Source organism: Streptomyces sp. NPDC058678, from assembly GCF_042714835.1.
Taxonomy (GTDB): Bacteria; Actinomycetota; Actinomycetes; order Streptomycetales; family Streptomycetaceae; genus Streptomyces.
Genome location: NZ_JBHXSG010000003.1, coordinates 43,121 through 56,876 on the forward strand (window position 1 = coordinate 43,121; position 13,756 = coordinate 56,876).

Here is a 13,756-nt window from a genome sequence, read left to right on the forward strand (position 1 = left end):
CAAAAGAAAAGAGACGCCCTTCCGTTGAGGAATCATTGAACACATCCCGCCGCGGGCGCCGTACCTGTGTGAAAGGTGAGAGCCAGCGGTTCAGCGAGGGATGACATGGTCAAGGCGCACGTCTCCACACAAGAGTTGGTCGCCGGAAGGTACCGGCTGCTGGAGGTCCTCCACCGCGAGACCAACCGCGTCTGCTGGTACGGCGAGGACATCCAGGTCGAACGGCCTTGTCTGCTCACCCAGATCGGGTTGCCGGCCGACCCGGACGGGGACAGTGCGCGCCGGGCCACCGCGCGGGTCATCCGGATGTCGGAGACCATGGGACTGCTGTGCCCCGGCCGGGTCGCTCCGGTCGTCGACGCCGTCGTGGAGTCCGACATCCTGTGGACCGTCACCGAGTGCATCGACGGCATCCCGCTGGGCGAACTCGTCGGCCGACAGGGCACCTTCAGCTACATGCGGGCGGCGCGCATCGGCCTGGAGCTGCTCGACGTGCTGGAGGCGGCGCACGGCGAGGGCATCACGCACGGCGAACTCAGCCCCGGCCAGGTGTTCGTACGGGAGGGAGGCGCCGTCGTCGTCACCGGCTTCGGCCTGGCCGGGGCGACCCTGGCGCCCCGGGTCACCGTGCCGTCGTACGCCTCCCCGGAGCAGGCCCGCGACGAGCGCATCGGGCCGGCCGCCGACCTGTGGGCGCTGGGCGCGATCCTCTACACGATGGTCGAGGGCCGTCCGCCCTTCCGGGACCGGGACCGGCCCGAGAGCACTCTGAAGGGCGTGGACCGGCTGCCGCTGCGTTCGCCGTTGCGAGCCGGGCCGCTCACCCAGACCGTGCAGGGGCTGCTGCGCAAGACCTCCCAGGAACGGCTGACCCGCCCGGTGGTCCGCGAGGCGCTCACCCGGGTTCTCAACGAGGACCCGGACATGGCCGTGAACTCCATGCCCAGGCCGCGGCTGCGCGGGATGTACGCGGCGGGGCCCGGGTGGACCAGACGGACCGTGGTCGCCGGCACCGCCCTGGCCGTCGTCACGGTCGCCGTCGCCGTCCTGGCCGTGACCCGCCAACTGCCGGGCACCAGTACCTCCGCGAGCGACTCGCCGCCCACTCCGTCCCCTTCCGCCTCCGCCGTCGCGCCCGGCAACGGGGGAGGCACGCGGACCTCCGAGCCGCCGGCGACTCCGTCACCCTCACCGCCGACCCCCACACCGACGCCGACACCCACACCCACGCCGACGCCCACTCCCTCGGGCGACGCGCTGCCCCCCGGATACAGCCGGTACCACTCCCCCGAGGGCTTTTCCGTGGCCCTCCCCAAGGGCTGGAAGCCGCTGAACACCACGCGCATGGCCGACCTGGCGTACCGCGTGACCTTCGGTGCGAAGGGCGACCCGCGCACGCTCGCCGTCACCTACAGCGAACGCGTGGGCGAGGACGCCGTGGCCGTCTGGCGGGACGACGTCGAGCCGGACCTCAAGCCGTCGGGCGACTACCGGCGGATCGGCGAGATCCGCGCGACGACGTACCAGGGGCGCGAGGCCGCCGACATGGAGTGGCTGGCCGACGTCGGCGGCACCCGCGTGCGCACGTTCGGCCGCGGCTTCCTCATCGGAGAAGGCCGCGGCTACTCGCTGCGCTGGACGACACCGGCCTCGGACTGGAACGAGAGCGCGAACCGGGAGGCGCTGGACACCCTCCTGAAAACGTTCCGGCAGCCCTCAGGCTGATCCGCGCGGAGCCCTCATCGCCCACAGCCGCCCTCCGTGCAGCGGCTCCGTGCGCCACCGCGCCGTGCAGGTCCGGTCCGTGAGCGAGCAGGTCACCACCAGATGGTGCGGCGTCTCCAGGAAGGCCACGTCGACGACGAGGGTGTCCGCGTCGGTCCATCCCCCGCTGACCGCGACGGGGACCGGCCCCTCGGTCACGGTCCAACCGCCCTGCCCGAGCGGCAGTCGCAGCCGGTCACCGTCCTCGACGAGCGTCAGACACCAGCCGTCCCCGTCCACCGAGACCTGAGCCCCGGTCAGCGCGCGCAGGGTCTCGCGCACGACGTCGTCCGGGGCGAACGCGGCGCCGGACCAGGCATCCGCCCTCTCCGGCGGTGCCGGCTTGCCCGGGGCGGACGGCAGTTCCAGCCGCGTCAGCCGCTCGGCCAGGGCCGCGTCCTCCTCCTCCCGGCCGGACAACGGTCCAGGACCGAAGGCGGGCAGCAGATGCTCCCAGGCCAGGTTCAACACCTCCTGCATGTCCTCGCTCGCCGAGGTCATCGCGACCACCACGTCGTACTCGGGCAGCACCAGGCAGTACTGCCCGTACGCCCCGTCGCCGCGGTAGCCGTGCCGGGACGTCCAGAACTGGAAGCCGTAGCCCTGCTGCCAGTCCGACAGCGCGCTCTCCGGCGTCCCGTCGGCGTTCGCCACGTGCACACGGATCGCCTCGGCCGCCCACCCCTCGGGCAGCAGCCGCTCGCCCTCCCACATCCCGTCCCGCAGGTACAGCTGACCGAGCCGGGCGATCGCGTCGGTGGTGGCGTGCAGCCCGCTGAAGCCCAGCTCGCGGCCCGCCCGGTCCCGCGTCCACGCCACCTCGCCGATGCCCAGCGGATCAAGCAGCCGCGGCCGCAGGTAGGCGCTCACCGACTGGCCGGTGACCCGTTCGATGATCGCGGCCAGCGTGTACGTGGTGGGCTGGTTGTACGCGAACACGGTCCCCGGATCCCGGTCCGGCGGCAGCAGCAGGAAGCCGCGGACCACCTCGTCCGGGTCGAGCGCGTGCGCCCGTTCCCAGGTCTCGTCGAGGTGACCGCTGGACATGGACGCCACGTGCCGGACGAGCATGGCGCGGCTGCGCGGATCGGTGATCTCGGCGTCGAGCTCCGGGAAGTACGAGATCACCGGATCGTCCAGCCCGATCAGTCCCTCGGCCACCGCGAAACCCGCGGCCGTCGCCGTGAAGCTCTTGCTGAGGGAGTACAGGAGATGGAGACGATCGGGGGTGTACGGCGCCCACCAGCCGGACGCCACCACGTGATCGTGGCGCAGGATCATCAGGCTGTGCGGCTCGATGCCGGGGGCGGCTTCGATGGCGTCGAGGAAGGCGTGAACGCCCGCCGCGTCGACGCCCTGGGCGGCGGGGGCACTCGTGGACGAGGAACGATCGGGCAGACGGCGAGTACTCATACGGGCATCCTCTCCCGATCCCCCGCCGTGATCGAGAGGCCGCCATCGACCCGTTTTCCCTGCCTCTCACCGGGGACCCGGCCCGTATGGTGCAAATCGGATACACGATGATGACCGAGCAGGCCGGCCCCCGTGAGCTCGTCGACCACCTGGTGCGGGCCGAGGAGGTCGGCTACGACTTCTCGGTGACCTCGGACCACTACTTCCCGTGGCTGCGCTCGCAGGGTCACTCTCCGTACGCGTGGAGTGTGCTGGGCGCGGCCGCCCAGGCGACCTCGCGCATCCCCTTGATGACGTACGTCACCTGCCCCACCGTTCGCTACCACCCGGCGGTCGTGGCGCAGAAGGCGGCGACGATGCAACTGCTGTCGGAGGGCCGGTTCCGGCTGGGTCTCGGCTCGGGTGAGAACCTCAACGAGCACGTGGTGGGCGGCGGTTGGCCGGCCGTCGACGTACGGCACGAGATGCTCGAAGAAGCGGTGGAGATCATCCGCGCGCTCTTCAAGGGCGGCCACGTGAACCATCGCGGGACGCACTTCGACGTCGAGTCGGCCCGGCTGTGGGACCTGCCCGACCAGCCGCCGCCGATCGGCATCGCCGTCTCCGGCGAGCAGTCCTGCTCCCTCGCGGGCAGGCTGGCCGACCTGGTCATCGCCACCGAGCCCAAGGCGGGGCTCCTCGACGCCTTCGACCAGCACGGCGGCACGGGCAAGCCGCGCGTGGGCCAACTGCCGGTCTGCTACGACCCCGACCGGGACGCGGCCGTCAAGCGCGCCCACGCCCAGTTCCGCTGGTTCGGCAACGGCTGGAAGGTCAACTCCGAGCTGCCGCACCCCGATGCCTTCGAGTCGGCCACGCAGTTCGTCAAGCCCGACGACGTCGCCGACTCCATCCCGTGCGGCGACGACCCGGAGGACTTCGTCGAGGCGGTACGGCCGTACGCGGAGGCCGGTTTCACCGAGATCGCGCTGGTCCAGATCGGCGGGGACTCGCAGCCCGCCTATCTCGACTGGGCGGAGAAGACCCTGCTGCCCGCGCTGCACGACGCGTTCGACTGAGCGGGCCCGGGCCGCCCGGGGTGCACCCGGAGGTGCAATAGGCTTCCGGCTCGCACACTGTGCGGTCCGACCAGCCTGCCCAGGAGAATGACCCGTGACCCTTGCGATCGTCCCGTCCGAGACGTCCCCCATGCCCCTGTCCGACCTCGTGGCGCGGGACGCCCGCGAGTTCGGGGTCTACGCGCGGACCGGAGGATGGGCCTTCGGCCTGATGGTGGCGCGCAGCGTGCGGCCCGGCGGCCAGAGCGCGGACGAGACGCCGAAGGTCTCCGCGAAGGAGTTCGCCGAACTCGCCGGCTGCTCGCCCGAGCGCGTCATGCGCTACTACAGGGCGTGGGACCGGGCCGCCGACGAGGGCCTCGTCCCACACTTCGAGGCGCTGGCCCCGGGCCAGGAGGTGGAACTGCCGGACGCCGACGTGTGGCTCGGCTACTACGTCTCCCGCAACAGCGCCACCTCCGAGCGCGGTACGGCCATCGCGGAGGCCGCCGAGGCCGAGGGCATCCGCCCGACCAAGGCGCTGGAGGTCGCCGAGAACCCGACCGCGCTGCGTGCCGCGATCCTCGCCGACCCCTCCACCGCCCGCGCGGCCCGCAGCGCGCTCCTCGACCGGCTGCGGGAAGATCCCGAACTCCAGGCCGAGTTGGCGCGTGACGTCGTGCGCACCGACGACCTGAAGAAGGCCGTCGCCACCGAGAGCCGGGCGGCCGACCGGATCGGATACGTGCGCCAGATCGCCGAGTCCGGGCAGGTCAAGACCCCTGCCGGGCAGACCATCGACGCGCCCGTCGACCTGCGCCAGGAGGCCGAGCGGCATCTGTCCCTCCTCGACGAGCTGGAGGAGGACGAGGACACCGGCGAGTGGGCGACCGAGGCGTACGACACCATGAAGTCGCTCGTCGCCGAGGCCGTGGAGGCCGACCCCGAACTGCGCGTCCAGGAACGGCGGACGAAGTTCTACAGCAGCCTGCAGAAGGCCACCCGGGTGTTCGAGGAACTCACCTTCGACGACGCCCAGGACTTCTACGAGGACGACATGGTCCAGCGGCTGGAGGATCTCCAGAACGCCATCGCCACGGCCATCACGGCCCTTCGCGGTGCGCGGGGGAATCACCCGGAAGGCTGAGCATCTTGTGCGGGACGGGGGTACTAGAGGGCTCTACGACTGTTCCTTCCGGAGGCCCTCCCGTGAACTCCTTCGTGCACAAGACCCTCCTCGTGCAGCTCCAGACGGGCGGCACGGAGCGTTGCCCCGTGCTCGCCCATCTGAACTACGACGCGGCGGACCCGTTCGCCGTCACCGTGGTGTTCAGCCATGACGGCCGGATCCTGGCGCGCTGGCGGCTGGACCGGGAGATGCTCATGGCCGGACTGCGGCGCCCCGTCGGGGTGGGCGACGTCCGCATGGGCCCTGTCTCGACCGGGGTCTGGGAGGAACTGCGCATGGAGTTCCTCGGCGACGCCCGACCCGACGGAGGCCGCCAGCGTGCGGTGGTCTTCGCGTGGGCCCCGGCGCTCGCGACCTTCCTGCGGGAGACCCGAGAGGTCGTGGCGCCGGGACGGGAAGAGGTCCGGATCGACGACTTCCTGCAGGAGGTCATCGCGGGCGGCTGACCCGTGCGCACGCGTCGGCCGGCGTCACTCCCCCCTTACGCCTCGGCCGGTGTCACTCCCCCGCACGCGTCGGCCGGGTCACTTCGACGTATGGCGGCGCCTGGTCAGCAGCGGTAGGACGAACCAGCACAGCAGGTACCAGGCGACCACTCCCGCGACCAGCCAGGGGACGTACCCGTCGTGGGTCGCCACCCGGAGGATCAGCAGGAGCGCGGCCGTCATGGTGGCGAGCAGCAGCACCAGGCCGACGAACGTCAGCCGGGAAGCCGCCTCGACCGCCTGCGGTTTGACCCTGCGCCCGGACACCAGGCGGTGCAGGGACACCGGGCCGATCAGCGCGCCGGTGGCGGCGGCGCCCAGGACGACGGTCACGATGTAGATCAACTTGTCCGTGTCCGTCAGATCCGCGTACTTTGGGGTGAACACGACGGTGAGCAGGAATCCGAACAGGATCTGCACCCCCGTCTGAGCGACTCTGACCTCCTGGATGAGCTCCGCCCACTTCCTGTCGGCTCTCTCCTCCTCGGTCTCGTTCCGTCCTGTTTTGTGCTTGGCTGCTTCGCCGTCGGTGGCCGACAAGCTGCTTCCTCCCCGCCGATCGAACCGCGCTTCGTCTTGAGCACCGTGTTCCCTGTTTCGCGCGTTTCTGACCGGCCGTCCGCCGGTCGCGGCATCGAGAGAAACGGGGCGTGACGGAACGTGTTTGCGATGGAGTCGAACGGCAATGCGGATTCCATGACGGAATCGGACAAGGACACGAGCAAGAAGACAGCAACCGCTTCGGCCGCCGCCTCCAAGGCACGGCAGAGCACGGACAAGGCGACGGCTCCGGCCACGAGGACCGCCCGGGCCGCGGCCACGAAGACCGACGAGGCGGCGTCGGCCGCGAAGGGCGGCGCGCAGCGGGCGGCCGACGCGACGAGCGCGGCCGCGCAAACGGCGGTCAAGAGCGTCGAAGCGAGCCGCCAGGCGATCGTCTCGGCGTCGGGCCAGGTCGCGGCCGGCGCGAAGACGGCGTGGACGGTACTCAGCCACCGCAAGTTGGTCGCCGCGGGCGTCGGCGCCGGCCTGACCGCACTGGGCGCCGCGTCCTTCGCGGCGGGCCGCCGAGCGGAGCGCCACACCTACGGCCCGGTCACCCGCCTGACCGGCGGCCGCATCTGAACTGCGGCACCTATGAGGGGGGTGGCTCCAGTTGGGGGGTGGCTCTCTGAGGGGTGACTCTCTGAGGAGCCGCTCCTATTGGGGGCGACCCCTTGAAGGGACCTCCTGCTGACGGGCGACTCTCCCTGAGGGGCCCTCCTGCTGACGGAGGACTCTCCCGGAGGGTGGCCGCCCCTGCGGGACGGGCGACTCTCCTGAAGGGCCGCCGCTGCTGACGGGCGGCTCTCCCTGAGGGGCCGCTCCTCTTAGAGCCTCCCTCTCAAGGCCGCTCCTCTGATGACCGGCTTCCGCTGGAGACCGGCTCTCCCCTGAGGTGCGGCCCCTCTCGGCATCGGTGGCGCCCGGGCGGGTGGCACGGCGACGGGCCGGTCACCCGCCTGACCGGCGGCCACACCTGGCGCCTGCGGCAAGCATCCGAAGGCCGCCTCCGCTGAGGCGCGGCTCCCTCCAAGGGCCGGCTCCCTCCGAGGGGCGGCCTTCGAGGGGCGCCCTTCTCTCGGCGTCGCGGCCGCTGCGGCGGGGGCTGTTTCAGCGATCACCGGGCGGTTACACGGAGCACGAGCGGCCCGTGGACGTGTGGTGCACCCGCATCAGCCGTCCCGGGCCCCCGACGCCCACCACGCGAGGAGTCCCGTTGACCACCCCCGGCACCGAACTCACTGTCACACTCTCCGGCGGCAGCGCCGACGACGCGCAGAAGGTCGTACGCGCCCTGGAGCCCGCTTTCGGCGCCCCTGACGAGCTGCCGACCGACAAGAACGCCACGGTCCACACGGCCACGTTCGCCGCCGGTGAGGCAGGGCCCCCTCAGGGGAGCGTCGGTCACCTGTCCGCGCCGGTCACGGTCACCGTGCAGGGCACGCCGGAGGCCGTCGAGAAGGCGAGCGACACCCTGGCCCGCGCCTTCTCCGCGCAGGACCAGGGGATCGCGTCGGGCGACCAGGAGCAGGAGCGCCAACTCCTCCTCACGCCCTGACCGGACCGGCGGCCGGTGCCCTGCCGTCGTGACCTACCAGCGGCCCTCCACCTGGTCCTTGATCCGGCGCTCGTACAGCTCTCGGATCGCGGTGAGCGTCGCCTCCGGCAGCTCCGGCAGCTTCGCGGCGGCCGCGTTGGCGCGGGCCTGCTCGGCCGAGCGGGCACCGGGGATCACACTGGTCACGCCGGGCTGCTGCACGATCCAGCGCAGCGCCAACTGGGCCGGGGTGTACCCCTCGGGGGCGAGGGCGACGAACTCGGCGGCCGCTTCGACGCCGGTCGCGTAGTCCACGCCGGAGAAGGTCTCGCCCTGGTCGAAGGACTCACCGTGCCGGTTGTAGGTGCGGTGGTCGTTCTCGGGGAAGACGGTGTCCTTGGTGTACTTGCCGGACAGCAGGCCCGAGGCGAGCGGGACGCGGGCGATGATGCCGACGCCGGCCTCCCGGGCCGCGGGCAGCACCTCGACGAGGGGCTTCATGCGGAACGGGTTCAGGATGATCTGGACGCTGGCCACGCCCGGCCGGGCGATCGCGGTCAGCGCCTCCTGGCAGGTCTCGACGCTGACGCCGTAGGCGGCGACGCGCTCCTCCTCGACCAGGGTGTCCAGGGCGTCGAACACCTCGTCCGTGGAGTAGACGGGGGTGGGCGGGCAGTGCAGCTGGACCAGGTCGAGCCGGTCGACTCCGAGGTTGCGCCGGGAACGGTCGTTCCACGCCCGGAAGTTGTCCAGGACATAGTTCTCCGGGATCTGGTCGACGCGGCGGCCCATCTTCGTCGCGACCAGCACGTGCAGGTCGGGCCGGCCGCTCAGAAAGGCGGCGATGGTCTGCTCGCTGCGCCCGTCCCCGTACACGTCGGCCGTGTCGAAGAAGGTGACCCCCGACTCCGCCGCCGCCTCCAGAACCGTGAGGGCTTCCTTGTCGTCGACGTCTCCCCAGTCGGCACCCAGCTGCCAGGTGCCGAGACCTACGACGGATGCGTGCTGTTGCGACCTGCCGAATGTGCGCTCGTCCATGGCGTCAGTCTGTCACCCGCCGCCACCCCACGCGGAACCGGCCGCTCCGGCCCGTCACCTGTGAGTCTTTCACCCAGACGAGTGAATGGACAGGATGGAAGGCATGCACGTGTCAACCTGCCCCTAGCGTGACCACGTGACTGATCGTTCAGTAAGCAACTGCTCATCGGAAGATTCGACCTGGACCCGCCGCGGCTTCCTCCGCTCCGCCGCCGCCCTGGCCGCCGTACCCGTCCTGGTGGCCGCCGATCCCGCGGTCGCGGCCGAGGAGTTGCCGGACTTCCCGGCCGGCGTCGCCCTCTACCGCTCGGCGTACCGGAACTGGGTCGGCGAGATCACCGCCGACGGACTGTGGGCCTGTGCGCCGGAGGACGGCGGGCAGGCGGTCGCCGTCGTGAACTGGGCCCACCGGCACGGCTGGACGGTACGCGCCCGGGGCTCCTCGCACGGCTGGTCGCCGCTGACCGTCACGGAGGGGACGGCGACGGACGCGCGGGTGCTTCTCGTCGACACCGCCTCCCATCTCACCGGGCTGGCCCAGGAGTCCGCCTCGTCCGTCCGGGCCGGCACGGGCGTCACGCTGGAGGCGCTGCTCACGTACCTGGAGGAGCACGGCCTCGGCGTCACGGCCGCGCCCGCTCCCGGCGACCTCACCCTCGGCGGAGCGCTGGCCGTCGACGCGCACGGCACCGCCGTACCGGCCGAGGGCGAGCGGCGGCTGCCCGGGCACACCTACGGCTCGCTGAGCAATCGGGTGCTGTCGCTGACGGCGGTGGTGTGGGACGAGAACAGCGGCGCCTACGTGCTGCGGACGTTCCGTCGCGACGAGGCGGACTGCGCCGCGCTCCTCACTCATCTCGGGCGGGCCCTGGTCACCGAGGTGGTGCTGCGGGTGGGGGCGAACACCAACCTCCGGTGTGTGAGCCGGGTGGACATCCCGGCGGGCGAGCTGTTCGCGGCACCCGGGCAGGACGGCCGGACGTTCGCGAGCTTCCTGGAGGAGTCCGGGCGGGTCGAGGCCATCTGGTTCGCCTTCACGGAGTTCCCGTGGCTGAAGGTGTGGAGCGTCGCCCCCACCAAACCGCTCACCTCGCGGCGCGTGACGTCGCCGTACAACTACCCGTTCTCCGACAACGTCCCGAGGCCCGTGGCGGACCTGGCCGGGCGGATGGTGTCGGACGCGGCCTGGTATCTGGCGCCGGTGCTCGGCAACGCGCAGTACGACGCGGCGGCGCTCGGGCTCGTGACGACGCTGTCCGCCGACATCTGGGGACCCTCCAAGAACACGCTGCTTTACCTCAAGCCCACCACGCTGCGGGTGACCGCCAACGGATACGCGGTGCTCACCTCACGGGACCAGGTGCAGCGTGTCGTCGCCGACTTCACCTCCTACTACCGGGAGCGGCTGGCGGCGTACGCGGCCCGCGGCCGCTTCCCCGTCAACGGGACCGTCGAGATCCGGGTGACCGGACTCGACGAGCCGGCCGAGGCCGAACTGGACGGCGCCCGCGCCCCGCTGCTGTCGGCGCTGCGGCCGAGCGAGGAGCACCCCGAGTGGGACACAGCCGTCTGGCTGGACGTGCTGACGCTGCCCGGCACGCCGTACGCGGAAATGTTCCTGCGCGAGATCGAGCGGTTCCTGCTGGACACCTACGACGGCGGGCACGCCCTCACCCGGGTCGAGTGGTCCAAGGGGTGGGCGTACACGGACGAGGCCGTGTGGAGCGACGAGGAGGTGCTGGGGTCGGTCGTGCCCGCCTCGTTCGGCGAGAGCGTGTGGGGGCAGGCGGCCGGCACACTCGACCGGCTCGACCCGCACCGCGTCTTCGGAAACAGCTTCCTCGACCGGCTCTTCCGATGAGGCTCTGCGACGGAGTCACTTGCGGGACGTCGGCACCCTCGCGTGCACGGTCCGCGCGAAACGAGGGCCGAGCCTGCGCCTGAGCCGACGCTGCCCGCGCTCCGGCCGCCTTCCGGATCACGTCACCTTCCGCAGGTGAGGCAGGCCACAGAGGACACCGTGAGCCGAAAAGGATCACCGTGAACACCGTCCCCGCGAGAAGGAATTCCCCCTTCCGGGGGGCGGTGGACCCTGCTCACAGCAAGATCAACTTCGTTCAACTCTGCACGACATTTTGGCAATTGTCCGGATCGTAGCCAACCGGCCGCGGGGAATTTCTCCCGCTCCCGACCGGGCGGATAGGCATGCGGGGTCGCCAACCCCACACACCCCGAGAGGTCCCGCATGCCTGAACTCAGCCGTCGCCGCGCGCTCACCGCCGCGGCCGCCCTCGCCGCTACGGCAGGAGCCCCGGCGGTCACCGCATCCGCCGCGTCCGCCGCCGACCACGGCCACGACTCCCCCGCCTCCTTCGACGAGGTCTACAAGGGCCGCCGGATACAGGGCCGTCCGGCCGCCGGAGGCGGTCACCAGCACGGCACCGGGCACGGCACCGGATACGCCGTCCTCGTCGACGGCGTGGAGTTGCACGTGATGCGCAACGCCGACGGCAGCTGGATCAGCGTCGTCAGCCACTACGACCCGGTGGCCACCCCACGTGCCGCCGCCCGTGCCGCGGTGGACGAACTGCAGGGCGCCGCGCTCCTCCCCTTCCCCGCCAACTGACCTCCGCCCGATCCTTGGGAGACCCGCACATGACCGTCCGCAAGAACCAGGCGACCCTGACCGCCGACGAGAAGCGCCGCTTCGTCGCCGCCGTCCTGGAACTCAAGCGCAGTGGCCGCTACGACACCTTCGTCACCACGCACAACGCCTTCATCGTCGGCGACACGGACAACGGCGAACGCACCGGACACCGTTCGCCGTCCTTCCTGCCCTGGCACCGCAGATTCCTCCTCGAGTTCGAACGTGCCCTGCAGTCGGTGGACGCCTCGGTCGCGCTGCCGTACTGGGACTGGAGCAGCGACCGCTCGGCACGGTCCGCGCTGTGGGCGTCCGACTTCCTGGGCGGCACCGGGCGCAGCCGGGACGGGCGGGTGACGGACGGTCCGTTCGCCGCCGACTCCGGCAACTGGCCGATCAGCGTGCGTATCGACGGGCGTACGTATCTTCGGCGCGCGCTCGGCAGCGGTGTGCGGGAGTTGCCGACCCGGGCCGAGGTGGAGTCCGTCCTGTCCATACCGACGTACGACATGGCGCCCTGGAACAGCGCGTCGGACGGCTTCCGCAACCATCTGGAGGGCTGGCGGGGCGTGAACCTGCACAACCGGGTCCATGTCTGGGTCGGCGGACAGATGGCCACCGGTGTCTCGCCGAACGACCCGGTGTTCTGGCTGCACCACGCGTACGTCGACAAGCTGTGGGCCGAGTGGCAACGCCGGCACCCCGAGGCCGGTTACCTGCCGGCCGCCGGGACGCCGGACGTGATCGACCTCGGCGAGACGATGAAGCCGTGGAACGACACGCGTCCCGCCGACCTGCTGGACCACACCCCCCACTACACCTTCGACACCGACTGACGGCCCCGGTACGGGGTTTGCTCCGCAGGTCACGGGTACTCGCGCCCTTCAACCCGACGAGACGAAGGAGGCGATGACCTGTGTCGCAGGTCGAGGAATCCATCGAGGTCGGCGTCCCCGTGCACACGGCCTACAACCAGTGGACGCAGTTCGAGACGTTCCCCGAGTTCATGAACGGCGTGGAGCGCATCGAGCAGCGCACGGACACGCTCACCCACTGGGTGACCAATGTGAACGGCGTGCACCGGGAGTTCGACGCGGAGATCACCGAGCAGATCCCGGACGAACGGGTCGCCTGGACCACGATCGCCGGCGAGGCCAAGCAGGCCGGTGCAGTGACGTTCCACCGGCTCGACGACCAGCACACCAAGGTGATGCTTCAGATGGACTTCCATCCGGACAGCGTCACCGAGAAGGTCGGCGACAAGCTCGGGTTCGTGAAGCGGCAGACCAAGGGTGACCTGGAGCGCTTCAAGAAGTACATCGAGGAGCGCGGACAGGAGACCGGGGAATGGCGCGGCGCGGTGCTGTGACCGCCGCCGCGCGCTATCCGGCAGCCGCCTTGCGGCACTCCGGATGGCCCCAGCCCTGATCGTTCTTGGCGATGGGTTCCCCGGCCGCGTACGAGCGTCCACAGACGCAGCGGCCGGGGAACTTCGCCTTGATGGTCCGTGCGGAGCCGCCGCTCCCGCCGGACGCCTTGGCACTGCCGGACCGCTTACGCGGTGCGCGGGTCGCAGGCGCGTCCGGTGCGGGCGGCGGCTCCGGCGAACCGAGACCGCTGCCCGCGGGTTCCTGCACGATCGCCGCCTGGCTCGCGGCGCGGTCGGCGAAGTCGTTGAGCGGGTCGCCGTCGACCTGGTGGGCCGGCACGTAGCGGAACTCGACCGAGCGGCCGTCCAGCAGTTCGTCGATACGTACGACCAGGTCCTGGTTGGCGACCGGCTTGCCGGCGGAGGTCTTCCAACCGTTGCGCTTCCAGCCGGGCAGCCAGGTCGTGACGGCCTTCATCGCGTACTGCGAGTCCATCCGGATCTCGATCGGTACGTCCGGGTCCGTCGACGCCAGCAGGCGTTCCAGCGCCGTCAGTTCGGCGACGTTGTTGGTGGCCTTGCCGAGCGGCCCGGCCTCCCAGCGAGCCGGAGCCTCCGCATCGTCCGCGACCACCCACGCCCAGGCCGCCGGTCCCGGGTTTCCCTTCGAAGCCCCGTCGCACGCGGCCACAACACGTTCACGCATGTGCTCGATCATGCCATGCCGCGCGGGGCGT

The 13,756-nt window shown here is 71.1% G+C and carries 14 protein-coding genes; 10 read left to right on the forward strand and 4 right to left on the reverse strand.

What is annotated here, in order from left to right:
* The first annotated feature begins 105 nt into the window (after window positions 1-105).
* Complete coding sequence (locus tag ACFWWR_RS04560) at window positions 106-1,725, forward strand: serine/threonine protein kinase (protein WP_384301947.1); 1,620 nt, start codon at window positions 106-108, stop codon at window positions 1,723-1,725.
* Here the strand turns inward: ACFWWR_RS04560 and ACFWWR_RS04565 are convergent.
* Window positions 1,717-3,177, reverse strand: a complete 1,461-nt coding sequence (locus ACFWWR_RS04565) for a serine hydrolase domain-containing protein (protein ID WP_384301949.1) — start codon at window positions 3,175-3,177, stop codon at window positions 1,717-1,719. The genes ACFWWR_RS04560 and ACFWWR_RS04565 overlap by 9 nt on opposite strands.
* A gap of 86 nt (window positions 3,178-3,263) precedes the next feature.
* Here ACFWWR_RS04565 and ACFWWR_RS04570 point away from each other — a divergent pair, with 86 nt between their 5' ends.
* From ACFWWR_RS04570 to ACFWWR_RS04580, 3 genes are all read left to right on the forward strand, one after another.
* Window positions 3,264-4,235 (forward strand): LLM class F420-dependent oxidoreductase, encoded by a 972-nt coding sequence (locus ACFWWR_RS04570; RefSeq protein WP_384301952.1) that lies wholly within the window; start codon window positions 3,264-3,266, stop codon window positions 4,233-4,235.
* 94 nt (window positions 4,236-4,329) lie between these two features.
* Window positions 4,330-5,361, forward strand: coding sequence for a hypothetical protein (locus ACFWWR_RS04575; RefSeq protein WP_383867475.1), 1,032 nt, complete (start codon window positions 4,330-4,332; stop codon window positions 5,359-5,361).
* A gap of 62 nt (window positions 5,362-5,423) precedes the next feature.
* Window positions 5,424-5,849: an SsgA family sporulation/cell division regulator gene (locus ACFWWR_RS04580; protein WP_383867473.1), complete on the forward strand. Its 426-nt coding sequence runs from the start codon at window positions 5,424-5,426 to the stop codon at window positions 5,847-5,849.
* Between the two features lie 78 nt (window positions 5,850-5,927).
* Here the strand turns inward: ACFWWR_RS04580 and ACFWWR_RS04585 are convergent, their stop codons facing one another.
* Window positions 5,928-6,428, reverse strand: a complete 501-nt coding sequence (locus tag ACFWWR_RS04585; RefSeq protein WP_384301954.1) for a DUF6328 family protein — start codon at window positions 6,426-6,428, stop codon at window positions 5,928-5,930.
* Window positions 6,429-6,584: 156 nt separating this feature from the next.
* On the opposite strand from ACFWWR_RS04585, the gene ACFWWR_RS04590 reads away from it, so the two are divergent.
* A complete protein-coding gene (locus ACFWWR_RS04590) occupies window positions 6,585-7,013 on the forward strand; it encodes a hypothetical protein (protein ID WP_383867469.1) in 429 nt (142 codons plus the stop codon).
* A gap of 634 nt (window positions 7,014-7,647) precedes the next feature.
* Window positions 7,648-7,989 carry a hypothetical protein gene (locus tag ACFWWR_RS04595; RefSeq protein ID WP_383867467.1) on the forward strand — a complete coding sequence of 114 codons (342 nt, stop codon included), beginning with the start codon at window positions 7,648-7,650 and terminating at the stop codon, window positions 7,987-7,989.
* Window positions 7,990-8,022: 33 nt separating this feature from the next.
* On the opposite strand, the gene ACFWWR_RS04600 is transcribed toward ACFWWR_RS04595, so the two are convergent.
* Complete coding sequence (locus ACFWWR_RS04600) at window positions 8,023-9,006, reverse strand: aldo/keto reductase (protein ID WP_384301956.1); 984 nt, start codon at window positions 9,004-9,006, stop codon at window positions 8,023-8,025.
* 136 nt (window positions 9,007-9,142) lie between these two features.
* Here ACFWWR_RS04600 and ACFWWR_RS04605 point away from each other — a divergent pair, with 136 nt between their 5' ends.
* From ACFWWR_RS04605 to ACFWWR_RS04620, 4 genes are all read left to right on the forward strand, one after another.
* A complete protein-coding gene (locus ACFWWR_RS04605) occupies window positions 9,143-10,867 on the forward strand; it encodes a cholesterol oxidase substrate-binding domain-containing protein (RefSeq protein ID WP_384301958.1) in 1,725 nt (574 codons plus the stop codon).
* 384 nt (window positions 10,868-11,251) lie between these two features.
* Window positions 11,252-11,632, forward strand: coding sequence for a tyrosinase cofactor (locus ACFWWR_RS04610; protein ID WP_383867463.1), 381 nt, complete (start codon window positions 11,252-11,254; stop codon window positions 11,630-11,632).
* A 29-nt stretch (window positions 11,633-11,661) separates the two neighbouring features.
* On the forward strand, window positions 11,662-12,486 hold the full coding sequence (locus tag ACFWWR_RS04615; RefSeq protein WP_383867461.1) for a tyrosinase family protein: 825 nt from the start codon (window positions 11,662-11,664) through the stop codon (window positions 12,484-12,486).
* A gap of 80 nt (window positions 12,487-12,566) precedes the next feature.
* Window positions 12,567-13,019, forward strand: a complete 453-nt coding sequence (locus ACFWWR_RS04620) for an SRPBCC family protein (RefSeq protein WP_383867459.1) — start codon at window positions 12,567-12,569, stop codon at window positions 13,017-13,019.
* 13 nt (window positions 13,020-13,032) lie between these two features.
* Here the strand turns inward: ACFWWR_RS04620 and ACFWWR_RS04625 are convergent, their stop codons facing one another.
* Window positions 13,033-13,737 carry a ribonuclease H gene (locus ACFWWR_RS04625; protein ID WP_383867457.1) on the reverse strand — a complete coding sequence of 235 codons (705 nt, stop codon included), beginning with the start codon at window positions 13,735-13,737 and terminating at the stop codon, window positions 13,033-13,035.
* Window positions 13,738-13,756 lie beyond the last annotated feature (19 nt).

Coding starts and splice junctions, on each gene's coding strand:
- ACFWWR_RS04600 (WP_384301956.1), bottom strand. CDS start 9,006: ATGGACGAGCGCACATTCGGCAGGTCGCAACAGCACGCATCCGTCGTA.
- ACFWWR_RS04565 (WP_384301949.1), bottom strand. CDS start 3,177: ATGAGTACTCGCCGTCTGCCCGATCGTTCCTCGTCCACGAGTGCCCCC.
- ACFWWR_RS04625 (WP_383867457.1), bottom strand. CDS start 13,737: ATGATCGAGCACATGCGTGAACGTGTTGTGGCCGCGTGCGACGGGGCT.
- ACFWWR_RS04560 (WP_384301947.1), top strand. CDS start 106: ATGGTCAAGGCGCACGTCTCCACACAAGAGTTGGTCGCCGGAAGGTAC.
- ACFWWR_RS04610 (WP_383867463.1), top strand. CDS start 11,252: ATGCCTGAACTCAGCCGTCGCCGCGCGCTCACCGCCGCGGCCGCCCTC.
- ACFWWR_RS04615 (WP_383867461.1), top strand. CDS start 11,662: ATGACCGTCCGCAAGAACCAGGCGACCCTGACCGCCGACGAGAAGCGC.
- ACFWWR_RS04590 (WP_383867469.1), top strand. CDS start 6,585: ATGACGGAATCGGACAAGGACACGAGCAAGAAGACAGCAACCGCTTCG.
- ACFWWR_RS04570 (WP_384301952.1), top strand. CDS start 3,264: ATGGTGCAAATCGGATACACGATGATGACCGAGCAGGCCGGCCCCCGT.